The sequence below is a fragment of the Alcaligenes sp. CHO6 genome (genome assembly GCF_037120595.1).
GTDB classification, from domain to species: Bacteria; Pseudomonadota; Gammaproteobacteria; order Burkholderiales; family Burkholderiaceae_B; genus Alcaligenes; species Alcaligenes ammonioxydans.
Genome location: NZ_JBANCI010000002.1, coordinates 756,657 through 780,065, shown reverse-complemented (window position 1 = coordinate 780,065; position 23,409 = coordinate 756,657). Strand labels below are relative to the sequence as shown.

At 57.2% G+C, this 23,409-nt stretch carries 23 protein-coding genes, 1 tRNA gene and 1 riboswitch; of the genes, 12 read left to right on the top strand and 12 right to left on the bottom strand.

The window, feature by feature from the left end; translation table 11 throughout:
• Nucleotides 1-23 precede the first annotated feature (23 nt).
• Nucleotides 24-917 (bottom strand): c-type cytochrome, encoded by an 894-nt coding sequence (locus V6936_RS11600; protein WP_336579919.1) that lies wholly within the window; start codon nt 915-917, stop codon nt 24-26.
• Nucleotides 918-1,161: 244 nt separating this feature from the next.
• Here V6936_RS11600 and V6936_RS11595 point away from each other — a divergent pair.
• Nucleotides 1,162-1,236: transfer RNA gene (locus tag V6936_RS11595), tRNA-Arg, on the top strand.
• A gap of 414 nt (nt 1,237-1,650) precedes the next feature.
• Here V6936_RS11595 and V6936_RS11590 read toward each other — a convergent pair.
• From V6936_RS11590 to gshA, 3 genes are all read right to left on the bottom strand, one after another.
• The gene (locus V6936_RS11590; protein WP_003804316.1) at nt 1,651-2,427 is read right to left on the bottom strand and encodes a class I SAM-dependent methyltransferase; all 777 of its coding nucleotides are present in this window, start codon (nt 2,425-2,427) and stop codon (nt 1,651-1,653) included.
• Nucleotides 2,424-4,472 carry a TonB-dependent receptor domain-containing protein gene (locus tag V6936_RS11585; protein WP_336579917.1) on the bottom strand — a complete coding sequence of 683 codons (2,049 nt, stop codon included), beginning with the start codon at nt 4,470-4,472 and terminating at the stop codon, nt 2,424-2,426. Before V6936_RS11585 ends, V6936_RS11590 begins: the two co-directional genes overlap by 4 nt.
• 206 nt (nt 4,473-4,678) lie before the next feature.
• Nucleotides 4,679-6,262 carry a glutamate--cysteine ligase gene (gshA, locus tag V6936_RS11580; RefSeq protein ID WP_131071215.1) on the bottom strand — a complete coding sequence of 528 codons (1,584 nt, stop codon included), beginning with the start codon at nt 6,260-6,262 and terminating at the stop codon, nt 4,679-4,681.
• 208 nt (nt 6,263-6,470) lie between these two features.
• On the opposite strand from gshA, the gene V6936_RS11575 reads away from it, so the two are divergent.
• Complete coding sequence (locus V6936_RS11575) at nt 6,471-6,986, top strand: hypothetical protein (RefSeq protein ID WP_003804313.1); 516 nt, start codon at nt 6,471-6,473, stop codon at nt 6,984-6,986.
• On the opposite strand, the gene V6936_RS11570 is transcribed toward V6936_RS11575, so the two are convergent.
• A complete protein-coding gene (locus tag V6936_RS11570; protein ID WP_336579916.1) occupies nt 6,916-7,191 on the bottom strand; it encodes a response regulator transcription factor in 276 nt (91 codons plus the stop codon). The two genes, V6936_RS11575 and V6936_RS11570, sit on opposite strands and share 71 nt — an antisense overlap.
• 203 nt (nt 7,192-7,394) lie before the next feature.
• Nucleotides 7,395-7,473: riboswitch (SAM riboswitch) on the top strand.
• On the opposite strand from V6936_RS11570, the gene metX reads away from it, so the two are divergent.
• From metX to V6936_RS11550, 4 genes are all read left to right on the top strand, one after another.
• Entirely contained in the window at nt 7,463-8,707 is a 1,245-nt protein-coding gene (gene metX, locus V6936_RS11565) for a homoserine O-succinyltransferase MetX (protein ID WP_003804310.1), read from the top strand. (Overlaps the previous riboswitch by 11 nt.)
• The gene (gene metW, locus V6936_RS11560) at nt 8,704-9,339 is read left to right on the top strand and encodes a methionine biosynthesis protein MetW (protein ID WP_003804309.1); all 636 of its coding nucleotides are present in this window, start codon (nt 8,704-8,706) and stop codon (nt 9,337-9,339) included. Before metX ends, metW begins: the two co-directional genes overlap by 4 nt.
• Before the next feature lie 11 nt (nt 9,340-9,350).
• Nucleotides 9,351-10,580, top strand: a complete 1,230-nt coding sequence (locus V6936_RS11555; protein WP_059318496.1) for a muropeptide transporter — start codon at nt 9,351-9,353, stop codon at nt 10,578-10,580.
• Nucleotides 10,581-10,588: 8 nt separating this feature from the next.
• Nucleotides 10,589-11,206 (top strand): trimeric intracellular cation channel family protein, encoded by a 618-nt coding sequence (locus tag V6936_RS11550; protein WP_336579915.1) that lies wholly within the window; start codon nt 10,589-10,591, stop codon nt 11,204-11,206.
• A gap of 21 nt (nt 11,207-11,227) precedes the next feature.
• On the opposite strand, the gene V6936_RS11545 is transcribed toward V6936_RS11550, so the two are convergent.
• From V6936_RS11545 to V6936_RS11530, 4 genes are all read right to left on the bottom strand, one after another.
• A complete protein-coding gene (locus V6936_RS11545; protein WP_059318497.1) occupies nt 11,228-11,962 on the bottom strand; it encodes an LrgB family protein in 735 nt (244 codons plus the stop codon).
• A complete protein-coding gene (locus tag V6936_RS11540; RefSeq protein ID WP_003804305.1) occupies nt 11,959-12,312 on the bottom strand; it encodes a CidA/LrgA family protein in 354 nt (117 codons plus the stop codon). The genes V6936_RS11545 and V6936_RS11540 overlap by 4 nt, the downstream gene beginning before the upstream one ends.
• 145 nt (nt 12,313-12,457) lie before the next feature.
• The gene (locus V6936_RS11535) at nt 12,458-12,952 is read right to left on the bottom strand and encodes a RidA family protein (RefSeq protein ID WP_336579914.1); all 495 of its coding nucleotides are present in this window, start codon (nt 12,950-12,952) and stop codon (nt 12,458-12,460) included.
• A gap of 93 nt (nt 12,953-13,045) precedes the next feature.
• A complete protein-coding gene (locus tag V6936_RS11530; protein WP_059318498.1) occupies nt 13,046-13,423 on the bottom strand; it encodes a RidA family protein in 378 nt (125 codons plus the stop codon).
• Between the two features lie 117 nt (nt 13,424-13,540).
• Here V6936_RS11530 and V6936_RS11525 point away from each other — a divergent pair, with 117 nt between their 5' ends.
• The 5 genes from V6936_RS11525 to V6936_RS11505 all read left to right on the top strand — a co-directional run bounded on the left by V6936_RS11525 (nt 13,541) and on the right by V6936_RS11505 (nt 19,131).
• Entirely contained in the window at nt 13,541-14,422 is an 882-nt protein-coding gene (locus V6936_RS11525) for an ATP adenylyltransferase family protein (RefSeq protein WP_336579913.1), read from the top strand.
• A 323-nt stretch (nt 14,423-14,745) separates the two neighbouring features.
• Complete coding sequence (locus V6936_RS11520) at nt 14,746-15,525, top strand: AraC family transcriptional regulator (RefSeq protein WP_336579912.1); 780 nt, start codon at nt 14,746-14,748, stop codon at nt 15,523-15,525.
• 421 nt (nt 15,526-15,946) lie between these two features.
• Nucleotides 15,947-16,744, top strand: coding sequence for a winged helix-turn-helix domain-containing protein (locus tag V6936_RS11515; RefSeq protein WP_336579911.1), 798 nt, complete (start codon nt 15,947-15,949; stop codon nt 16,742-16,744).
• 526 nt (nt 16,745-17,270) lie between these two features.
• Entirely contained in the window at nt 17,271-18,974 is a 1,704-nt protein-coding gene (locus V6936_RS11510; RefSeq protein ID WP_003804293.1) for a sodium:solute symporter family protein, read from the top strand.
• A 34-nt stretch (nt 18,975-19,008) separates the two neighbouring features.
• The gene (locus V6936_RS11505) at nt 19,009-19,131 is read left to right on the top strand and encodes a putative transporter small subunit (RefSeq protein WP_003804292.1); all 123 of its coding nucleotides are present in this window, start codon (nt 19,009-19,011) and stop codon (nt 19,129-19,131) included.
• A gap of 521 nt (nt 19,132-19,652) precedes the next feature.
• On the opposite strand, the gene V6936_RS11500 is transcribed toward V6936_RS11505, so the two are convergent.
• Nucleotides 19,653-20,288, bottom strand: coding sequence for a threonine--tRNA ligase (locus V6936_RS11500; protein ID WP_336579910.1), 636 nt, complete (start codon nt 20,286-20,288; stop codon nt 19,653-19,655).
• Nucleotides 20,289-20,374: 86 nt separating this feature from the next.
• Here V6936_RS11500 and V6936_RS11495 point away from each other — a divergent pair, with 86 nt between their 5' ends.
• Nucleotides 20,375-21,316: a LysR family transcriptional regulator gene (locus V6936_RS11495; RefSeq protein ID WP_336579909.1), complete on the top strand. Its 942-nt coding sequence runs from the start codon at nt 20,375-20,377 to the stop codon at nt 21,314-21,316.
• Here V6936_RS11495 and V6936_RS11490 read toward each other — a convergent pair.
• Both V6936_RS11490 and V6936_RS11485 read right to left on the bottom strand, forming a co-directional pair.
• Nucleotides 21,313-21,837 (bottom strand): carboxymuconolactone decarboxylase family protein, encoded by a 525-nt coding sequence (locus V6936_RS11490; protein ID WP_003804288.1) that lies wholly within the window; start codon nt 21,835-21,837, stop codon nt 21,313-21,315. The two genes, V6936_RS11495 and V6936_RS11490, sit on opposite strands and share 4 nt — an antisense overlap.
• 110 nt (nt 21,838-21,947) lie before the next feature.
• Nucleotides 21,948-23,279 (bottom strand): aspartate aminotransferase family protein, encoded by a 1,332-nt coding sequence (locus V6936_RS11485; protein WP_003804286.1) that lies wholly within the window; start codon nt 23,277-23,279, stop codon nt 21,948-21,950.
• Nucleotides 23,280-23,409 lie beyond the last annotated feature (130 nt).

The following is a 23,409-nucleotide window of genomic DNA, read 5'->3' as shown; positions in this document are numbered from 1 at the left end:
GATGACAGGGCCTTGGCGCAGTCTTATTTGGCCGCGTTGACCATGTGCTGGATGGCTGCACGAAGTTCTTCGTCAGAGGCTTGCGAACCACCGCGTGGGGGCATGGCGCCCACACCGTGAATAGCCTTTTGAAGCATCGTGTCCATACCGGTTTCGATATAAGGTTTCCAGGCGGCCTGATCACCAAACTTGGGCGCACCGGCTACACCGGCCGCGTGACAGGCGAAACAAATGGTGTCGTACAGCTTGATGCCAGCAGGGTCGACCTTGCTATCGTCAGCGGCAGCGACTTGGCTGGCCTCAGGGGCAGCGGCAGCAGCAGGAGCCTGGGCAGGCTTGCTGTCCTCGGCCGCTGCAGCTTCAGGCTTGGCATCGGCCTCCTCGCCTTCTGGAGCAGGGGCTTCGGGTTCTTTAAAGTCGGCGCCGGCAGCGTTGGCCATGTAGACAACGGCACGAGCCACTTCTACGTCATCCAGCGAGGGGTTGCCGCCTTTGGCGGGCATGCCGCGAATACCATGAATGGCATTTTTGACCAGTTCGTCCTGACCCAGCTTGAGCAACTCGCCCCAAGCACCCTTGTCGCCAAACTTGGGCGCGCCGGCTACACCGGCACCGTGACAGGCAGTACAGGTGGTTTCGTATACTTGCTGACCGGTTTTCAGTTCTTTTACCGCGTTGGCGTCCACCAGCTTGAAGCCGGCCACAGGCTGGATACGTGCGGCAATGGCCTCTGGAGACAGGGCGGCCGAACCAGCGCCTGTGCTCATGGTGGAGGTGACCAGACTGACCAGCATGACAATAATCGCGATGGGCACCAAGAAAGCCAGAGCCACGGTCACAAGCAATTGTTTAGGGGTTTTGATCATGGCTGAGTGACCCTCGTTGTGTTCTTCGGGTTTTTGTTCCGTGTTGCTCATTATCGGATCCTGCGAGTTCGTACAAGAAATGACGGGAGGGCCTTATACAGGCCACCAATAAAGGCTTGCGCCTACCTAAGGGGTGTGCGCAAGGACGTGTCTAGCAAGCCACCGACCCAGATCGCGCAACCATGGATTATAGCGGACTGTATCGCTCTTGTATCCGACTCTTGATCTGGCATACATATAATTGCCGTATAGATACTGAAAAAAAGTTCAAAGTCGCGCTACAATAGCGAGCTTGGCGTCCGTAGTTCAATGGATAGAATTAGGGTTTCCGAAGCCCTCGATACAGGTTCGATTCCTGTCGGACGCGCCAGAATTCCTTGTTGATGCGGCTCTTTACGGGCTTGCTTCCTGCCTGTCGGGGTGTTTTCCTCGTCTGAGCGTGACTGTAAAAAGCAGCCTGTGGCTGCTTTTTTTGCGTCTGTTGCTTGCGCCTCTGTGGCGCTCGACATGAATAGCTGGAAGTGGCCTAAGGTTTGATATCAATCATTTGATCTAGGACAAAATGACGTTGCTCCTTGTGTTTGGAGCGCGGATGGTATCCCTGGCTTTCAAGGAGCACCGATTGTCCGGGCAAGAAGCAGGGCCGTGATCTGAACGGGCAGGGGCATATCCCGGACATCGGTTCGGTTAACCAGGGTCTCGATAAAGCGACCTGCCCGTGCAGCGTTTTTAAGACATAAAGGGGCCGTAGCCCCTTTGTGTCTTTCCTATGCTGCTTTCTTTTTTAAGCAAGTTCGGCGCAAATCACATAGTCATGACCATGACGCAGGCCACCCAGGGTGTGATTCAGGGCCAGGGCGCGCCGACGCAAGGCTTGAACATGCTCGGACAAGGCGACCGCCAGTGTGCGATCCTGCAGGCGACGCAAACGTCCGTCACACATATCCAATTGGCTGTGGATAAAGCTGTCTCCATAACGGATGGCAAAGCGCTGCGCATCCACACAGCGGTATCCCGCCTGTCGCAAATGGCGCAGCACCCAGTCCATCGGATACTCGCGATACGGGCGCTCACCGGCCAGTAGCAGGCAGGCATCGCGCAAGCGGCCGATCTCCACGATCAGCTTGCCGGCCGGATCGGTACTGCTGTAGGGCACATAAGGTTCCAGCCCAATGAGGTAGAGACGCTGGCCGGTCAGGGGTCGCAGGCGGCTGAACAGTTGATCCTGGGTGTAAGGGGCAAAGCCCTCAATGGCGCCCAGCAAATAGTCCGCCAGCACCGTGTCAAAGCGTTCACCTTGCAGGAACGACGGGTCGCTCCAGTTGCCGACCAGCAGCCGGTCCTGGGGGCGCTTCTGATCCCCCAGTTCGCGTGTCACCTGCTCGGCCATGCTGGGCGAGGCGGTAATGGCCGTCCAGCGTGCCGTGTCCAGGGTCAGCAGCCAACGCAGCGAGCCCTTGCCGGTGCCGGCATCCAGAAAGTCGCCCCAGGGACGCTCGCCCTGCATGTCGGCCACGATCTGGTAGAGCCGGCTCCCCGTGTGGATGGCGGTCTTGCTCAAAACTCCACCTGTATTCCAGCCAGGATGTTGCGTCCCATCAGCGGCGCCTGACGGGCAATGAAAGAGGTATGGCGGTAGGCCAACTTGTTCAGCAGGTTATTTCCCCTTAGGTAAAAGGTGTAGGTGTTCTGAGCGCTATGCAGGCGGTAGCTTAAACCCATGCTGAGCAAACCGTAAGAGGGTGACCGTAGCTCATGGTCAGCCAGTCGGTTTTGGGCAAAGGTGTGGGTGTAGCCGACAAAACCCGACCAGTTCTGCCAGTTCAGATCGGTGCGAATACCCAGACGGGCGGCCGGTATGCGTGGCAGGTTGCGGCCAGGGTCTTGCAGTTTGCCACGCACCAGATCGCCATGGACGCTGAACGAACCCCAGGAGGTGAGCGGGTAGGAGGCCTGCGCTTCCAGGCCCCAGAACTGCGCTTTGCCCTGACTGTACTGGATCAGTTGAAAGTCTTCGTGGCGGTCCAGACTGTGGCCGTAAATGTAGTTGGCGCTGCGCGTGTAGAAGGTGCGCAGATCAAAACGCAGATCGCCCAGATGCTTTTGCAGCCCCAGATCCAGAGTGTGGCTGGTTTCCCGATCCAGATTGGGATCGCCGCGCTCATAGCTCAGCGTGGCAAAGTGCACGCCTTTGGCAAACAGTTCCTGGGCCGTGGGCAGGCGTTGCGAACGCGACAGGGACACGGTGGCGGCATACTCGGGGGCAAAGTCCCAGACAGCGCCCAGGGAGAAGGAGGTGGCAGTGCCTGTGCGGCGCTCCAGGGTGTTCGAGTCCGGCGTGACGCTTTGCCATTCCTGGCGTGCGCCCAGTTCCAGCCGCCAGTTGTCCCAGTTCAGGCTCTCGAGCAGGAACAAGCCCTGGCTGCGAGTACGGGTGGGCGGGATGAAGTTTTCCGTGCCGTCGCGCGAGGCAAAATCAGACTGGCTGGTTTGCAGGCCAATGACGCCTTCAAAAGGCCCCCAGGGCTGGTGCTCCAGTTCCAGCCGCGTGTCGTAGCCGCGATTGGTGAAGCGGGTGCCAACCTTATCGCCGTCTTTTTCCACATGCCGGTAGTTGGTGGAACCGGCGCGCAGGCGAGCCCGTTTGAAACCGGGCAAAGGATCACGCAGTTCGCCGCGCAGGTCAACGCGCTCGGTGCGCAGATGCGCTGTCGCAGCGTGCTCATGGTCCTGGTCGTGGCCATGGTCGTGATCGTGGCCGTGATCGTGGCCGTGGCCACCGCAATGCAAGGTGGCACCGTGCGGGTGGCAGTCTTCGTACTCATGGCTGTGGCCGGGCAAGCCATAACTGCCTTCCCGATAGGAGTACGCGGCCCCGATGTAACCGCGCTCGCCAATAAAAGACAGGCCGACACTGCCAGTGTCCGTACGGGAGTCGGAGTCTTTGACGCGGCTGTCGGTCCAGTTGGGCACGCGATAGTCACGGCTGCGGTGCGAGGCCCCTTCTACGTGCAAGGCAATATTGCCCTGACCGGCTGTCATGTCGAATGCGCCGACCCGGCCTCGATCGGCTGTGGAGCCTTGGGCGCGGACTGAGCCTTCAAACCCTTTTTCGGGGATCGCCGTGGGAATCTTGCGGTCCAGCACGTTGACCACGCCCCCGATCGCACCGCCGCCATACAGCAGGGCGGAGGGCCCGCGCAGTACTTCAATGCGTTCTGCTTGCCAGGTGTCGACCGTAATCGTGTGGTCGGGGGAGATGGCAGAGGCATCCATCACTTCGGCGCCGTCGCTGAGCACTTTGACGCGAGGCGCAGTCTGGCCACGAATGACCGGTCGGCTGGCACCGCTGCCAAAGCTGTCGACGTGGATGCCCACTTCCCCATTGAGCAGTTCACCCAAAGTGCTGCTACGGCGCAAATCCAGCTGGGGGCCTTGCAGCACCGTGCTGGCTGTGGCCAGTTCTGTCTGTTGCAAGGCCAGGGGGCTGGCGGAGATTCGGATCGGGGCCAACTGAGAGACAGGGGGTTCAAGCTCATTGGCTTGTGCTGAGGCGCAAAGCGCGAGGGCCAGCGCCAATGGCAAGGGGCGGGGACTGAAGTGCATCTCATCTTCCGGAAAGTTAATTTTTGAGATGTTATAACATAACAATAACTGGTTGAAACAGTCGGAAAACCAGGCTTGGTCGTGGGGGAAATGGGGGTGGGTAACGTATAGGACACGGGGCCGTGCGGCTGACCAACTCGGCCCCTGGTTGTTGCCAGGTAAAAAAATGCCGCCTTCAGGAGGCGGCTCGGCAAGCGATGAATAACTTAACGGTTCTGAATTTCCGGGGGAATGAGGTTGCGCTCGTAGCGCTGGACATAATCTTCAAAGGACTCTTGATCCTGGGCTTCAATATCCAGCTGGGCCTGCAAAGAGTCGGCGGCCTGCTGTTCGAAAGCGGCTTGCTTGTCAGCCGGCAAAGGATGGGCCAGCAGGCTGGCGTGGTGTTCGCGGCTGCGCTGTAGGGCGTAGTCATGAAAGCTCAGGCCCGTCTCGTGTAAACGTTTCAGTAACTGGGCCGACGGTGTCCGTTCCGGATCGTCCAGTTTACGCATTTGTGCCTGCACGGCTTGGGTATGGCCGTCTGTATCCAGGGCGTGATCCAGCATGTGTGCGTAGGGTAAGAGGGACTCGAGAATCTCCCGTCCCCATTGTTGCAAGCTGACCGCTTGTTTTTGCTGGTTGGTCAACATCAGGCCGGGGCGACGGCCTTCACGCACGACGGTGGCAAAGTTGTTCTTGCTGTCCTGACAGTAGCCACCGTCCGGGAAAAAGGGGCTGTCTTGCACGGCACAGAACAGCAGGAAGGTATCCAGAAAGCGACAGGTTTGCTCGGATATGCCAGTAGGGGATTCGGGGTCGATATCCAGGCAGCGTACTTCGATGTACTCCACACCGCGCTGAGCCAGGGCGGTGGCCGGGCGTTCGCTGCGCTGGGTTGTGCGCTTGGGGCGGATGCTGGAGTAGTACTCGTTTTCAATCTGCAGGATGTGGGTGTTGAGCTGAATCCACTCGCCATCACGGTGCGTGCCCAGCTTTTCGTAATCCGGCCAAGGGGTCACGGCAGCGTGATACATGCGCATCACAAAGGTGTCCAGGTCGTTGTAGCAAAGCTGAAGCTCGGCTTGGGCTTCCTTGTTGTGATAGCCCAGGTCGCTCATGCGCAGGCTGGTTGCCCAGGGCATAGTCAGCGTGTCGTCGTCGATCTTGTCCAGATTGTTGCTACGACCTTGCAGGAAGTTCGCATCCAGCACGGGCGAGGCGCCAAACAGATACATCAGCAACCATGAGTAGCGTGTGAAATTGCGAATCAGCGCCAGGTAGCCATTGGAGCGTTGGTCTTGCAGATTGTCGCCGCAGACGTTCAGCAAGGGCCAGATGCCGTCGGGCAGGGAGAAGTTGTAATGCACCCCGGCAATACACTGCATGGGTTTTCCATAGCGTTCGGCCAGGCCGCGACGGTAAACATGCTTGAGCATGCCCGTGTTGGAGGTGCCGTACCAGGCAATGGCAATCTCCTTTTCGGCGGGCAGCAAGGCGGGCATGGACTGGTTCCAGATGATTTCCTGATCCAGTTTGCCGGCGACAAAGGTATGAATATCGGCCAGCTCTTGCAGCACGTCCTCAACCCGGGCTTGCGGCTCGGTAATCAGCTCCAGCAGGGCCTCGGCGTAATCGGTGGTGATGTGGGCATTGGTAAGGGCAGAACCAATGGCGCGGGGGTGGGGAGTCTTTGCCAGCTGGCCCAGCGCATCAACGCGCAGTCCTTCTTTCTCGATGCCTCGCAAGATCCCCTTCAAGATATCGGGGTTCTGTTGCAGGGCAAGGCGGCGTTCGTGGCTGGTGTTCATGGTGGTGTTTCCCACTTTCGAAATCGGATGCAAGATACGGGACTGTTCAAGGGGCCTGAGGCCGTCTATAAATAGTAGTCCGACCAAACTTGCTTTGTTAAGTTGCGCCAAAAGGCGAATCGGGCAGGGCGAGTATAAGGCGGCTGTTCAGGCAGCTGATGAAAAGCATGAAACGGGATATGGGATTAGCACCATGATAATCAGGCGCATGACCGCCGTACTGGCGGCCTTATGGATGTTGGCGGCCTGCAGTCCGGAGTTTAACTGGCGCAAGGTTCAACTTGAGCAAACGGGCTTGTCAGCCATGTTGCCCGGCAAGCCAAGTACCAGTCACCGCGTGTTGGATTTCGAGCAGTACCCGCTGGATTTTTACCTGACGACGGCGACCGCGGGTGGGCAGATCTATACCGTGGGTCATGTGATTCTTCCCGCGCAATTGCAACAGGACCCAGCCGCCCGTGAGCGCCTGTACGAGGCGCTGCATGAGTCCTTGCGTGCAAAATTCGTCCCGGATGGGCAGGCCAGTCAGAAAAGCGCCGTGCAGATCCCGCCACCTGGCCAGATTTTTTACATGACACGCGATGTGGGCGGCGTGGCGTTGCGCCTGGAGGCGATGATCCGTATGGAGCCGGGCTGGCTGGTGCAGGGCTTTGTTATGACGGATTCCGGTAAGGCGCCGGATGCGGCTCAGGCAAAGATTTTCTTTGACGGCTTAGCTCGCTAGCGGGGTCGCCGCTGATCAGGCGCTGTTGCAAGGCCTGGGTAATGGCGGCCTGGCGGCTGTAAACCCCCAGTTTGGCGTAAGCGTTCTGGAAATGAAAGTTGATCGTGCGCTCAGTAATGCCCAGGATGATGCTGATTTCCCAGCTGGTCTTGCCATGGGCAGCCCAGTTCAGGCAGGACTGTTCGCGTGAAGTTAAATACGTCACGGTAAAGCCATTCCTCATGCATTCGTGGTAAACGTCGCGCCAATGTACTCAAATTTAGCTTAGCTGGCAGACCGATGAACATGGAAATAATGATGCAAATCAAAGCATTGTCTGTTTCCCGAACGGATCTTTAGGCACAGTGGCGAAGGGAGGCGGCCTGCCTGGTTTGGACGACGCGCTGCAGCGATGCTAGAATTTTGTCTTATACGTTTTGCGCCGATTTGCCTGATCCGCTTGCGGGCGCTCCATAAATCCAGCTAAAGAGGTCCAGATGGCCACTGATTCCGTCCCCTGCGCCAACGTTGGCGCCCCTAGCCCATCCTGCGGATTGATCCCCGAAGGTTCTGTGGGCCCTGTACAAGCCGAACTCATTGCGTTTGATGAACCGCTGCACCTGCGCAGCGGGCAAGTGCTGCCCAGCTACGAGCTGGCCGTCGAGACGTACGGCACCCTGAATAAAGAGCGCAGCAACGCGGTCCTGGTGTGTCATGCGCTCAATGCCTCCCATCACGTTGCCGGCTATTACGATGACGATCCCAAAAGCGTAGGCTGGTGGGACAATATGGTCGGTCCCGGCAAGGCCGTGGATACGGATCGGTTTTTTGTCATTGGCGTCAACAATATTGGCTCCTGTTTTGGTTCTACGGGGCCGTCCAGCATCAATCCCGCTACCGGCAAGCCCTGGGGCTCCGAGTTTCCCGTTCTGACCGTGGAGGACTGGGTACGTGCCCAGGCGCGTCTGGCCGACTATTTTGGCATTCGCAAGTTCGCGGCCGTCATGGGAGGATCGCTGGGTGGCATGCAAGCCTTGAGCTGGGCGATCAGTTGCCCCGATCGCGTCGAGAACTGTGTGGTTATTGCCAGCACACCGCGCCTGTCAGCGCAGAATATTGCGTTTAACGAAGTGGCCCGCAGTGCCATTTTGTCTGACCCGCAGTTTCATGGCGGCAATTATTACGAGCATGGCGTGGTACCCAAGGCCGGACTGGGCGTGGCCCGCATGGTGGGCCATATCACCTACCTGTCTGATACCGTCATGGCCGAGAAGTTTGGCCGCACCCAGCGTGCGCCGGCGCAAGGTGGCGAATACCACTACAACTATGGCGTGGAATTCGAGGTCGAATCCTATCTGCGTTATCAGGGAGAGAAGTTCTCACGCTACTTTGACGCCAATACCTACCTGATCATTACGCGGGCCCTGGATTACTTTGATCCGTCCCGTCCGTATCAGGGGGATCTGAGCAAAGCCCTGGAAAACGTGATGGCCAAGTTCCTGCTTGTTTCCTTCACCACGGACTGGCGTTTTTCGCCCGAGCGCTCGCGTGAAATTGTGCAGGCCCTGCTCCGTAACCAGCGTCAGGTGACCTACGCTGAAATCGATGCTCCGCATGGACATGATGCTTTCTTGCTGGAAGACCCCCGCTACCATGCGGTCGTACAGGGATACTATGATCAGATCGCCGTTAATTTGGGCTTGCCTGCGCGCACGCGCACGACGGGGGTGCTGGCAGAATGACTAAGCCGCAAACACAAGTGGCCGCCGCCATGTTAAGACCGGATTTGCTGCGCATTGCGCAGTGGATCGAGCCCGGCTCGCGAGTGCTGGACCTGGGCTGTAACGATGGGACCTTGCTGGCACATCTGCGTGATACGCGTCAGGTCGTTGGCACAGGGGTGGAGCTCAATGATCAGTTCGTCATTGCGTCGGTCCGCCGGGGTGTCAACGTCATTCAGCAAGATCTGGAAAAAGGTCTGGCCCTGTTTAGCGATCAGCAGTTCGATACCGTGGTTCTGTCCAAGACCTTGCAGTCCATGCACCATACGGAGCACATCTTGCGTGAGATGGCGCGGGTGGCGCGGTATGGTATCGTCTCGTTTCCCAACTTCGGTTACTGGCCGCACGGCTGGAGCATTTTGCGTGGCCGCATGCCGGTGACCGGTGAAATGCCTTACCAGTGGTACAACACGCCCAACATTCATTTGTGCACCATGAAAGATTTTCAGGATCTGGCTCAGGCAGTGGGCGTACGTATTCTTGATCGTGTTGCATTCAATGGCGGTCATACGGTTCGTTTTTTACCGGGCTGGCGCAGTACCCTGGCTGTCTACCGTTTCGAATCCCCCCATTTTCTTGGTGCTTCGCGCTAACAAGGCCTGACGTGTCACGTGTCTATACCAGTCCCCGAGTCTTGCCTTTGCTGATTCTGGGGTTCGCCAGTGGCCTGCCCCTGGCCCTGGTGTCAGGCACTTTGCAGGCCTGGGCCACCGTGGAACAGGTCTCGCTGACCGAAATCGGGTTCTTGACCCTGGTGGGCTCGGCGTACACGCTGAAGTTTCTCTGGGCTCCCCTGATTGACCGTTATGCTCCCCCCTTCATGGGGCGTCGACGTGGCTGGATACTGCTGACCCAATTGTTGCTGGCGGGCTCGATTGCCGCGATGGGCCTGTTTTCCCCTTCCGTGAATCTGACCGCACTGGCTTTGCTGGCCGTGTGGGTGGCTTTTTTGTCCGCCACACAGGACATTGCTTTTGATGCCTATTGCACGGACGTGCTGCAGGCCCACGAGCGTGCGGCGGGAGCGGCCGTCAAAGTCATGGGGTACCGCATCGCCATGATTGTTTCCGGTGGCCTGGCGCTGATCCTGGCCGATCGCTGGTTGGGCTGGGCCAATACCTATTTTCTGATGGGTGCCTTCATGGCACTGTGCGCGCTAGTGACCTTGGTGTCCCCCGACCCTCAGGAACAAAGCCGCCCGCCGCGCAGCCTGTCCGAGGCGGTGGTCGCGCCGTTGGCGGATTTTTTCTCTCGTCCCGGCGCCTGGAGCGTGCTGGCCCTGATTGTGCTCTACAAATTGGGTGACGCCTTTGCCGGCGCCTTGTCCACTACGTTTCTGATTCGTGCGGCCGGCTTTACCTTGTCGGAAGTCGGCACGATCAACAAGGTGTTTGGTCTGGCGGCCACAGTGGTCGGGGCCTTGATGGGGGGGGCGATCATGGCACGCCTCGGGCTTTACCGGGCCTTGATGATTTTCGGGCTGCTGCAGGCCGTCTCCAACCTGGGTTATTGGCTGATCGCGATTGAAACCGCGCCGTCCATGTGGCTGATGGGCATGGTGGTGGGTCTGGAAAATCTGTGTGGTGGCCTGGGGACAGCGGCCTTTGTCGCCTTGCTGATGGCCTTGTGCAACCGAACCTATTCAGCGACTCAATTTGCCTTGCTGTCGGCCTTGTCGGCGGTGGGCCGCACCTATCTGGCCGGCCCGTTGACACCGCTGCTGGTTCAGACCCTGGGATGGCCAGGCTTTTTTATCTGTACGGTGTTTATTGCCGTGCCCGGTTTACTGATGCTGCGTTGTTATCGCGGCCTTATTCAACAGCTTGATGCGTAAAAAATATCATGCTCTTACTTGTTCTCTACATTATTGCCATTACTGCAGAGGCGATGACCGCCGCCCTGGCGGCAGGCCGTCGTGACATGGACTGGGTTGGCGTGTGTACCATCGCCTGCGTCACGGCCTTGGGGGGCGGTTCCGTGCGGGACGTGCTTCTGGGGCATTATCCGCTGACCTGGGTGCAGCATCCCGAGTATTTGTGGATTACGGCAGGCGCGGCCATCTTGACGGCCTTGATCGCTCCGATCATGCGGCGTTTGCACAGTCTGTTCCTGCTGCTTGATGCCATGGGGCTGGTGGTCTTTACCGTGATCGGCTGTCAGATCGCGCTGGAGATGCAGTTACCCATTACGGTGGTGCTGCTCAGCGGCATGATTACCGGCTGTGCCGGAGGTGTTTTACGCGACATTCTCTGTAATGACATCCCCTTGCTGTTGCGCAAGGAGATGTATGCCAGCGTATCCATGTTGACCGGTGCTTTATATCTGGGTGCTCAGCACCTGGACTGGGACCCCTACGTAACCTTGCTGGGGCCCATGGTTATCGGCTTGAGTTTCCGCATGCTGGCCCTGCATCGTAATTGGCAGATGCCCCGCTTCGTCTATCGAGACGAGTGGCGTTAAGCTCAGCCTGCCTGAGTGGGCTCAGACCATGCCCAGCCAGCGCAAGATCAGGGGCACGAAGGGCACCAGTATGGCAGTCATGATTCCATTGAGGCTCAGGCCAATGGCCGAGAAGGCCCCGATTGTCTCATGGACCTGCAAGGCGCGAGCGGTGCCAATCGCGTGTGCCGTCACGCCCACGGCAAAGCCGCGGGCTTCGGGGCGGTCAATGCGCAGCAGGTTCAGCAGGGGGCGTGCCATGATGGTGCCGGCGATGCCGGTAATCGCGACAGCCACGGCTGCCAAGGAAGGCTGGCCATCAAACTGCTCTGCCAATGCCATGGCAATGGGCATGGTGGCCGACCGAGGGGCGACCGACATGATGGTTTCCATCGATCCACCCAAGGCCCAGGCAATCAGAACCGTACTGAAAATAGCGGTGACTGAACCGATCAGCAGCGCAATCGTCAAGGGTTTCCAGATTTTGCGCAGCTGACGCAACTGGCTATAGAGTGGCACGGCCAGGGCGACGGTCGCCGGGCCAATCAGAAAGTGAATGAATTTGGCGCCCTCGAAATAGACTGGGTAGGGCGTGCGGGTCAGCATAAGCAGAGCGACGATGACCAGTACGGAGACCAGAATCGGCAGCAAAAAGGGGCTGCTCCCCGATTGACGATACATCCAGACCGAGCCCGCGTAGACCGAGCAGGTCAGGGTGAGCCACAGCAAGGGGGAGCTGGACAAAAAGACCCAGATTTGAAACAGTCCGTCGGTCATTTTTCTTCTTCCTGACGGTTTTTGAGCAAGCGGTTAAGCACCAGAGCCGTCACCACCATCGTGATGACGGTGCCACCCAGGGTGGCAATCAGAAAGGGCTGCCATTCATCGGCCACCCGATCAAAATACAGCATCACGCCGGTGACGGCGGGAATGAATAGCAGCATCAGGTTCTGCAGCATGACACTGGCCGTGCTCTCGAGGGCGGCCGGAACCCCGCCACGGATCAGCAAGGCGGCCGCCAGCAAAAGCATGCCCGCCAAGGGGCCGGGCAGCGGTAAAGACAGAGTCTGCACCAGGACTTCGCCGAGTAACTGAAAGGCGAACAGGGCAGTAATCGCGTAGATCATGACAATATCCGTAAAGCACGAAAACGCCAGGCGGCAAGCCTGGCGCAGGTAACAAGGTCTGGCTGAGGGTGCTAGTGTGCCATACAAGCCAGTCAGGCAGTAGACGTGCTGCTTATATGGAATTGGCTATGGCAAGTTCGTCGTATCAATGCTTGGCGGCAGGGGGTTTGGCGCCTGTCCAGGCCTGGACTTCGATTTCAACATCCACCCCGCCTGCCAGTTTGGCTTGTACCAGAGAACGGGCCGGGAAGTTGCTGCCCAGGCGTTCCTTATAGATTTTGTTGAACTGGTCGTACAAGGCAATATCGGACAGATAGACGGTGGCTTTGACCAGCTGGTTCAGGTCGGCGCCGGCCAGGGCCAAGGTCTCCTCAATCCGGTCCAAGGTGGCATTGGTTTGATCCTCAATGCTGCCCCGCACGATCTCGCCTTTCTCGTTCAGCGGAATTTGCCCGGACAGAAACAGAAAATCACCGGCCTGCACGGCGCGGGAAAAGGGCATGTCCGCATCCGCCAGAAAGCGTTTGATTGCCGTCGGTTCTGTGCTCTTGCCTGTGCTTGCGGCATAAGCGGTGCTGATGCCCAGTCCTGCGACCGAGCAAACCAGCAAAGTGTGACGGGCCAAATCAAATAAACGCATCAGAATTCTCCTTGGACAAGGGGGAATCCAGTGTGCCACAGTCGAGGCCGGGCAGCGTTAATTAATGTGACGGCCCGTCGGCCTCAGGGTTGCTTAAGCGCGATCGCCCAACCAGGCCTGGACTTCGATTTCCACGTCCACATTCTTGGCCAGCTTGGCTTCAACCAGCGAGCGGGTCGGCAAGGTGTCGCCAAAACGTTCGGCATAGACCTTGTTGAAGTCAGCAAACAGGGCCATATCGGACAGCCAGACTGTGGCTTTGACCACGTCGGCCAAGGTGGCGTTGGCCAGTGCCAGGCCTTCGATCAGGCGATCAAAGACGGCGTGGGTCTGGTCCTGGATGGAGCCACGTACCACTTCGCCCTGGGCGTCGTAAGGGATCTGACCAGACAGGAACAGAAAACCGCCAGCGATGGTCGCACGCGAAAAAGGCAATGGCAGTGGGCTGGCAATACGGCGGATACCGGACATGGAGTACTCCTGATAGGGATGGTGGAAAATTCGGTCAAGGCAGCAATGCGTGTTTGTTCACGTCTCTTGCCTACAATAAGGCGTCACTATACAACTTCAAATGAGGAGCGAGACGACGTGAGCAAGGAAATTTTGCAACGCCTGGACCAACTCAGTCAGGCTGCGCTGGCCAGCGGGGATTTGTTGCCTGTGCAAGCTCAAGAAGAGCTGATGCACGATCAGGGGCTGACGTTTTTTGTGCGTTGGGTGTCCACTCTGGCGGCCAAGGATGCAGCCAGCGTCTCGATCCCGGGCGGGCCGCGCGACCCCAATTTCAATCCTTTCCTGCCCCCAGCACCGGCATTGACCGTAGCCGATGCCAGCCCCACCCACAATATAGTGCTGAACAAGTTCGCGGTCTGTGATTTGCATCTGGTGCTGGCTGACAAGGTGTTTAGCGAGCAGCTGAGTCCTTTGCGCGACATTGATTTTCAGGCTCTGGCGGATTTTCTGGCCTTGCAGGGCGGGCTGGGGTTTTACAACGGCGGCGGACCGGCCGGAGCCAGTCAGCGGCATAAACATACACAATGGGTCCCCCCGGCAGAGAGCAACGGCTCTTTGGCTTTGTATCTGGATGAGCTTCCTGCTCAGGCCCCGGTTGGCAGCGTGCATCGGCACCCGGCATTGGCCTTTGAACACCGCTTTGTGCGCCTGCTGGAGACGCAGGACCCGACCACTTTGAGCAGCAGCTTGTTGAGCGCTTACCAGCTTGCGTGCAAGGAATTGGGTCTGGTCATGGACGAACAGGGTTTGTTGCCGCCCCATAATATGCTGGCCGGTCAGGGCTGGCTGCTGGTGGTGCCGCGTAGCGTGGAGCTGGTGGATGGCATCTCGGTCAATGCCCTGTCGTATGCAGGCTGCATTTATGTCCGCACTCCCGAGCAAATCGAGCGAGTGCGGCAGATAGGCCCTTTAGCTGTTCTGGCTCAGGCTGCCTATGCCAGCACGCGTCAGGCTTGAGTTCCCTGGTCGCTGAGCAGGATGAGCCCCGCTGCGGCGGGGTTTTTTTCTGCTCTGTTGTCACATTTTGAATCTCTATTTATTGTTAAGAAACATCAGGCAAGTATGGGGATTTCATACAAATTGATTTTCGTTTCATTTCATTTTGGTAAAGAATTAATGAATATAAACAGCAATTGATTGAAATAATGTAACTTTGTTTTTTGAAAAGAAGGGAACTGAGGCGTTTCGAAAATAGAGCCATTCAGGTATAAGCCTATTAACTAATAGAACCATCATCGGTTTGAGCAATGTAGGCTAATCTATCTAAAGGTGAATGGCTTATGCATGTCTCGTCGGATGCCCATATTCTTTTTATTGCACCCGAACCCTTCGGAGCCATGGATCTGCTGGTGTTATTGCGCACCAGTTTTGGCCGGGTCAGTTTTGCGCTTGATGCCCAGCAAGGCTTGGCACGCTGTCTATCACTGCGGCCCGACTTTGTGCTGAGTGAGTACCATCTGCCTCGTTTGAGAGGGGATGCCTTTATGCGATTGCTGCGCGCCAACCCAAAAACCGCCGCCATACCGGTTGTGTTCTTATCCGTCCTGTCCTGTGCCGACAGCCAGTTAATGGCCTTGCGCAGCGGGGCGCGCGATTTCATCGATTATCGAACGAACGTACAACTGGTGCTCGAGCGTATTCGTCTGCATCTGGGGTTGAGAGAAATACAACCAGAGAGCGTGAGCAGGGAACGTCGGCGCTTGCTGGAACGGGGCAAGGAGTCGTCCCCACGCACCCCCTTGGTAGAGACAGTGCAGCAGCATGTACGCGACAATTTATCGGAGCAGCTCAGCGCCGAGAATCTGGCGGCCTTGTTCGGCACAAGTGCCCGGCGCCTGAATGCACTTTTCAAAGCGACCTGTGGCGTGACGGTGCACGATTACGTGCGCTCCACCCGGATGGCCTATGCCATGCACCTGTTAACGCATACCGACATGGCTGTCATCAATGTGGCTGTGGAGTCTGGCTATGTGAATCCGGCCAATTTTGCCACTGCGTTCAGACAATATAGCGGCCTGTCTCCATCGGTCTATCGGCAGTGCAATAGATCTAATATTTAAATCGACTTTGAAATGGAAAAAATTAATAAATTCCTGTTTTGTGCAATGATTCAAATGGGTTTAGTGGAAATTCAAAAGTAATTATTAAAAAGCAGTAAGAGAATAAACACAGCCGGATGGGTTAGGGGTTCGGTAAGACTTTTCTGAGTATCCAGATTTAATCAATCGCCATAACGGTGTGAGGGGCGGTTTTGCGCCCTGAAACCGGCATGCGTCAGCGCGTACGGCGGCTCTGAACTTATCCAGAGCTGTTTGCAGGCAAATTCTGCCACTATCACGAATGCCGTGGCGGCTGGTTGTGTTAGTGCCGGGAATACTTGATCTTGCGGTCCCTGACGCGGCTGCGGCACAGCGCTTTCTAAGCCAGGTTCAAGGGTAAAAAAACATAAAGAGCCTGAAGAGGCCAGCAAGGATGGGGACGATGACGGTGGAGCAGATATTTCTGTTGTATGACGAGCTGACGGGCCTGCAGCATATCGCACGGGAGGCGGAGCAGTGGGGCGTACGGGTTCAGATAGTTGGAACGATAGGGCAGTGCTTGTCATTGGCATCGGCAGCAGGTGTGCAGGCGGCCTTTGCCTTGTCGTGTCAGGCAGACAAGGTTTTTCTGCATATCAATCGTCTGCGCGTTGTCTTTCCTGCAGCGGGCATTATTGTCGTGCGACGAGACAAGATGGCCGGTATGGAGCGGGGGCATCTGATGCTGGCAGGGGCCGATGCCTGCTTTGATCGTGAGGCCCTGCCGGTCGAGGTGGTGGCCTGCGTTCAAGCCTTGCGTCGACGCGGCTATGCCTTGCGGCAAAGCGTGGCACTGGCTGAACCCAATTGCTCCAAAGAAGCACTGGTCGTGTCAAAAACGGGCCCGGAATCCGACTCCTCCTTATGGGAACTGATGGAAGACGGATGGACCCTGCTCACCCCGCGCGGTCAGCCTGTAATGCTGACTCGGGGTGAGCGCCGTATTGTCTTGGCCTTGTTCGCTCTCAGTCCGCAAACCGTAGCGCGCGACCGTTTGTTTCTGCCGGAGGAAAAGGGCGGGGCACAAGTGCGTTCTGTGGATGTTGTCATCAGCCGTTTGAAACGCAAATTGTGGGCTCTCGGCGAGGAGCTGCCGATTCGCTCCGTGCGTGCTCAAGGCTACGCGTTTGTGGGCAGCGTCCCGGCAGTCTGTCAGGAGCTGGCGCGTGAAAGCCTCCGTAAAGACGGGGTTTACGACTGACGGGGACAGGACGGAGAGGGGTTTTCTCGATGCTGAAACGGCATGATATAGACCCTAAAATTTTAAATATGTATAATTGGTCGCTCTGGTTCATGGAACCAGCTTCTCGAACTGACCGCTCAGGTGCGACAAAATCGCATAAAAATGGCGGTCTGTTCTTCAACAGGTTGTTGCACAACAACCCGGCTTTTTAGTCCGAAACACCTTGCCCGACCTTCTGGTCGCGGAACAACCAGCCGACTGTCCTGGCGGACATCGGCCTGCAACAGAGCGGCTTGTCTCTGGCCATATTGTTTTTTGTCCGGCCCGCAGACTTGCCGTAATGTGAGGCACTTTGCGTTGTGTCTTGCTTTTTCTCGCTTCGGCTTGTGCCGAGGGCGGGAGCGTGTGTGCGCGCGTTCGGTTTGGGTGCTTCGGTTCAGGTCCTGGGATCTGTGCCGCCCAGCGCGTTATGGCGGAATCGGCACGCATGCGAGCGGGGAAGGCTTGGCCAGACTTCCCGCCGCAGAAGAGAAAGGGAAAAGACATGCAAGAGGCGGAGTTTTTTACACTTTCAAGCACCACGGCAATCTTGCTGCTGCTTGGTTTTTATGGCGCGACATTCTTGATGTCGCTCATGATTGGTCAGAAGAAAGAAAATGTGGACGGATACATGGTATCCAATAGTGCAGTGGGCTTTGGCCTGGCGGCGGCCAGCATGATTGCCACCTGGGTATGGGCCGCGTCGTTTTATGCCAGTGCGACGTCAGGCTACAAGTATGGCTTGTCCGGGCCTTTGCATTACGGGCTGTGGGGCGCCTTGATGATTCTGTTCATCTATCCCTTTGGGAGGCGGTTTCGCCAGTTGGCGCCGCAGGCGCATACCTTGGCCGAGGTGCTGCACGCGCGGCACGGCTCGTCCAGTCAGATGATTATGGCGATTTCCAACGTGGTGGGAAGTGGCATCAGCCTGATGGTGAACTTCACGGCCGCTGGTGCGTTGGTCTCGATCCTTAGCCCTCTGACATTCATTCAAGGTGTGCTGATCGCCGGGTTAGGTGTGTTGTCCTACACCTTGTGGTCGGGATTTCGCGCCTCGGTCATGACCGATTTTGCGCAACTGGTGGCCATGATCCTGTCGGCTGTCATTATTATTCCGCTGATTTTTTTCAATGCTGGTGGTCCAGAGATGGTTCAGGCCAACTGGTGGCGCCTGGACTCCGAACAAGCGAATTTCTATTCGACCAAAGCGATTTTGGAGCAAGGGGCTCCCTACTTTGTCGCGGTACTGGCCTATGCGATTGGTAACCAGACCATCGCGCAGCGCCTGTTTGCCGTGCGTGAAGATCTGATCAAGCCTACCTTTCTGACCGCCACCATTGGCTATGGCGCGGTGGTGATTGGTCTGGGCATGTTGGGACTGCTTGCCCTGTTCACCGGTCTACAGCCTGTAGACGGCAATATGAACAACATCATTCCACAGATGGCATCCACGTATTTGCCACCCTTTGGCATTGCCCTGTTTTTTATTCTGGTTATCGGCTCCCTGTCCTCCACCGCGGACTCGGACCTGGCGGCCCTGTCGGCCATCATGATGACGGATATCTATGCCAAGAACATTGCTCGCGGTCGACCCAACCCCACTCGTATGTTGTGGTGGGGCCGTATCACCATGGTGGTCGCCACGATGGTGGGGGTGATCTTTGCCAGCTTGCGTCTGGATATTCTGGTCATGCTGGTGTTTGTGGGCGCACTGTGGGGGGCAATCGTCTTTCCGGTCATCGTCAGTTTCTACTGGGACCGAGTCACCAACAAGGCGTTTAGCTGGTCGGTCCTGTGTGCCGTGGTGCTGTTTACGATTGTGCGCTTTGAGCTGATCCCCATTGAGGGTGTGGTAGCCGTGTTCTACGAAATAAGCGCTTCGATTGGGGGAGGCGTGGTGGCCGGTCTGATGGCGTTCGCTTTTTTCAACAGCCGTATTGCGATTGCGGTGGGGGTGATTGCGACCGCGGTTCTCTTGCCCAACTTTATCGGTTTCTTGCGTGAGTACATCGTGCTGCTGGGTTCCTTGACCGCTTACGGAGTCAGCGCGGTGGTGTGTGTGGCATTGAGTCTGCGCAGCCAGGAGCGTTTTGATTTTTCCGTGCTGGCCGAGCGTGTGCAGTCGTTTCACTATGACGACACTCCCGCGCCGGGAAAGCAGAAAACGCGGCAGTCACAACAAGGCGAACCCGCCTCGGCCCGCGCCTGAGGGCAGGTTTAAACGACGTAGAAAGGAGAACACGATGCTGATGACAATTTACTTTTTGGTCTGGCCTGTGATGTCGGCCATCATTCTGGTCTTGCTGTTGGGTAATCTGATTCGTGATTGGCGCATGGCCCGCAAGACGGGTCAGTCCATGGTCTAAAAGCAGCAATCCCGTCCTCAGTTGCAGGACGGGATTTTTTTTGAGGGGGGCCGGGGCAAGGCCGGGGAACAGACCAGAGCGCAGACTCCGGATGCTGTTCATGTACAGCCTCGACGACGGATTGCCAGCGTGCCCCGCTGCCCGCCGCTGCGTTGTAGGCCGATTCTGGCAATGCATCCCTAGAGGGCTGATACCTTGCTCCGCTTTGTCCGTCTGACTCAGAGGGGCTGCTCGCCGGGCCTGCAAAAGCTAAAGCCGATATTCCTGTCACTTAGCATCTGTCGATGATGAATAAGGCCATGGATCTGGATTTTGTGAAGCGTAAGCATCAATAGGCGGTGCCAGTCTCAGATGCGGACTCGCTCATCGAGTGGTATCCGTCTGCGCACAGTGTGCCAAGGCGCTGGCCCTATAGGCTGGGTTTGGCTGTCGTGTGCCGATAAAGAATAAAGATGTTTACTTTTTTTGATGCTTTCTGCTGATGGCCGGAAATAATCAATAGACTAAATTTTGATTATTCATTAATCGAGTATTTCATAATGAATGCTCAATTCATCTTTTTTATTTTTGATACGGGTTATGGTCAATCCATTTAATTCTGCCGTATTTTCAACATGCGTTCCGCCGCAGGGATACTGGCCCAGCTTGCCAATTGCAATCTGACGGTGCCCCTGATGAATGTGGATGGAAATAGGGTGGGCCAACTGAATTTGTTCCCTGCAGCGGGCCGATAAGTCTTCCAGGCTAGGAGGCAGCGCATTGTTGGACTGACGAAACACGAGCCGCGCCTCGCCCGGCCAGTGATGCGCCTTGATCGCTTGCCAGCCAGTCTGCTCAAGCAGATGGCCGATCAGGTGGCCGGCAGTATGCAAACGTGCATGCGCAAGCCTGTGCATCTGATCGATTTTCATTTCTACCGGCCCCAAGGGCAGGCTCACCGGTAGATAGTGCAAAACCTGTCCGTCGCGGTTTTGGGTCACATGCAGAACTTCGTGTCCGTTTAATGTGCCTTTGTCGCAAGGCTGACCACCACCTTGGGGATGGAATAAGGTTTTATCCAGCCGAACGACATAGCGCTCATTTTCCGAGTGATAACACTCGAGGATTTCTGTTTTGCCAAAAAGTTTATGGCTGGTCAAATATAATTTATCGTGCATTTCATAATCGATGGGTGGGTGCTCATGCATTGTAGGCGTAGTAGCCCCCCCTGATAATTGCAATTCAACGACATAATTTATTCCCTATGAGCACAAGTAACCTCACTTCCTTGATGAGCGACATGGTGGTGTTTGTCAAAGTCGTGGAGACGGGCAGTTTTTCCGAAGCTGCTCGCCAGCTGGGCAATACACCCTCGGCAGTCAGCCGTTCCATTGCACGTTTGGAAAAAGGGCTGGGAACCCGGGTGCTGCAGCGCACCACGCGTAAACTGCGCTTGAGTGACAGCGGTCAGGCAATTTATGAACATGCGCGTGACATGTTGGCCTGCGCACAAGCAGCGATGGAAATATCGGGGCAGTTTCAGACGGAGCCGGAGGGTCTTATACGCTTGAGTGTTCCTAAAGCGGTGGGGCATTTTCTGATTCATCCGCACATGCCTGACTTCTTGACCGCGTACCCCAAAGTGAACGTGGTGATGAGTCTGGATGACCGCTATACGGACCTGATCGACGATCAACTGGATCTGGCCATTCGTATCACCGACCAGCCGCCGCCGGGTTTGATGGGGCGGCATCTGAGCGATATTCGACATGGACTGTATGCCAGTCCGGACTACGTGGCGGCACACCCGTTGCCCACGCATCCGCAGCAGTTGCGCGAGCACAGTTGCATCTATTTAGGGGAAGCGCCGAGCGATTCTCGCTGGCGTTTCAGCAAAGGCGGTAAGGTTCTGAACGTGACGGTTAGCGGCCGCTATGCGGCCAACCACACCGGCGTCCGGCTCGACGCCGTAGAGCGAGGGCTGGGAATCGGCAGCCTGCCGCGCTTTGTCGCCAAGGGAGCGGAGCAGCAAGGGCGTATCGTACGCGTCCTGCCCGATTGGGAATTCCGGACGCAATACTGTGGCGCCCTGTGGGCGCTGTATCCGCCCACTCGCCATTTACCCCCCAAACTGCGGGCGATGGTGGAGTTTCTGGCGGAGCGGCTGGGAGGGGGTAAAGGGGAGGTCTGGGGGCCGTCGCCTTAACGGGCATCATCCGAATGGATGTGCAGGGCTTCCAGAAAACGCGACACCATATTGTAGGTGGCGATGGTGGCCGTCAGCTCAACGGTCAAGCGTTCATTGAAATGCTGCCGTATGGCCTGGAAGATGGCAGGCTCCACTTGTACCTGCAGGGTCATGGCATCGGTATAGGCCAGTACGGCACATTGAATGGGTGTGAACTGATCAGAGTCCTGCCAGTTGGATAAAGCATCGAGCTGCGCCTGACTCAGGCCCTCTGCAAGGGCGATCGGGGCGTGCTGATCGGCTTCGTAGGGAGCGCGGTTCAGCAAGGCCACGCGCATGATGACCAGTTCGCGCAAGTCGCCCGGCAGACTGCTGTGGTGGCGTATGCCGGTCAGGTGATTGAGCCAGCCCTTGGCAATGGGCGCGCTGTGCAGCAGCATCTGGTACAGGTGCAGCACGCTGCCGCGTTCGGCAATAATTTGCTCGACCAAGGGAGCCGCATCGGGGGCGCTCAGGTCTGCATAAGGTAGGCGGGCCATGATTCTCCTTTCTGTGTTGAGGGAAATGGCGGCATGTAGGCCGCCAGTTATAGGACAGAGCGCCGGCTCCTTGTCACCTGCTCGGGTGGTCAGGCAGACGCTCGGGACGTTCAGACTTGACGAGGCAGGACGCGTTCCAGGGTGTGTGTCAGCCGCTTCACGATCTCGTGAATATCCGCTTCCGTGCAGATAAAGGGCGGTGCCAGCAAGATATGATCGCCGTGAACCCCATCAATGGTGCCGCCCATAGGATAGAGCATCAGCCCCTGTGAAAACGCCTCTTGCTTGATCCGCGCATGCGTTTTCAGGCCGGGGTCCAATGCCTGTTTGCTGGCCTTGTCCTGTACCAGTTCAATACCCACGAACAGGCCGCGACCGCGGATATCGCCCACATTGGGATGCTCGTCCAGAGCCTGGTGCAACTCACGACGCAGTTGTTCGCCCCGTTGGCGTACATTTTCCAGCAACTGCTCGTGTTCAATCACTTGTTGCACGGCCAGGGCGCCGGCGCAGGCCGTCGCGTGCCCCATATAGGTATGACCATGCTGGAAAAAGCCCGAGCCGTTCAGGATGGCCTGATAGATCCGGTCACTGGCCAGCATGGCGCCGATCGGTTGATAGCCGGCTCCCAGCCCCTTTGCAATGGCCATGATGTCCGGTACAACGCCATCCTCTTCACAAGCGTACAGGTAGCCGGTGCGGCCCATGCCGGACATGACCTCGTCCAGAATCAGCAAAACGCCGTGCTTGTCGCAGACCTGACGGATTTTTTTCCAGTAATCGCCCACGGGTGCCAGGGCACCGGCGGTTGCGCCAACAACGGTTTCGCCTACAAAGGCGGCCACATTTTGGGGCCCGAGACGTTCAATGGTGTCGTCCAGTTCCTGGGCCAGCCGGTCGGCGTATTGCTCGTCGCTTTCATGGCTGCCTTGATCGCGGTAGGGGTAACAGGGGGAGACATGCTGGGCAGGAGCGAGCAAGGGCAGGAAAGGCTTGCGACGCCATTCGTTGCCGCCGATCGCCAGTGCGCCCAGCGTATTGCCATGATAGCTTTGGCGACGTGCGATAAAGATATGGCGTTCGGCTTGACCTATTTCCACGAAATATTGTCGAGCCAGCTTCAGGCTGGCTTCCACCGCCTCGGAGCCGCCGGACAGAAAATAGACATGGTCCAGATCGCCGGGCGCACGGCTGCTCAGAAAGTCCGCCAGACTCTCTGCGGCCTGGCTGCTGAAAAACGAGGTATGGGCGTAAGCAATCTGATCGAGCTGATGCTTGATGGCGTCAATCACGACAGGGTGACTGTGTCCCAGGCAGGAGACGGCTGCCCCGCCGCTGGCGTCGATATAGGACTTGCCTGTGCTGTCAATGATATGGATGCCATCGCCTTTGACTGCATAGGGCAAGGTTTGTTTTGGGTTGCGATGAAAGACGTGTGTCATGGCGCAGATCCGGAAAGTAAACGCATAAGGGTTTTCAACGTATGTTGAAACTATAATAATACTTTCAACAAATAAATCATCTTTGTTGAGGTGGCAGGGGTGGATAAAGACCTCACTGTTGCGTTCAGAC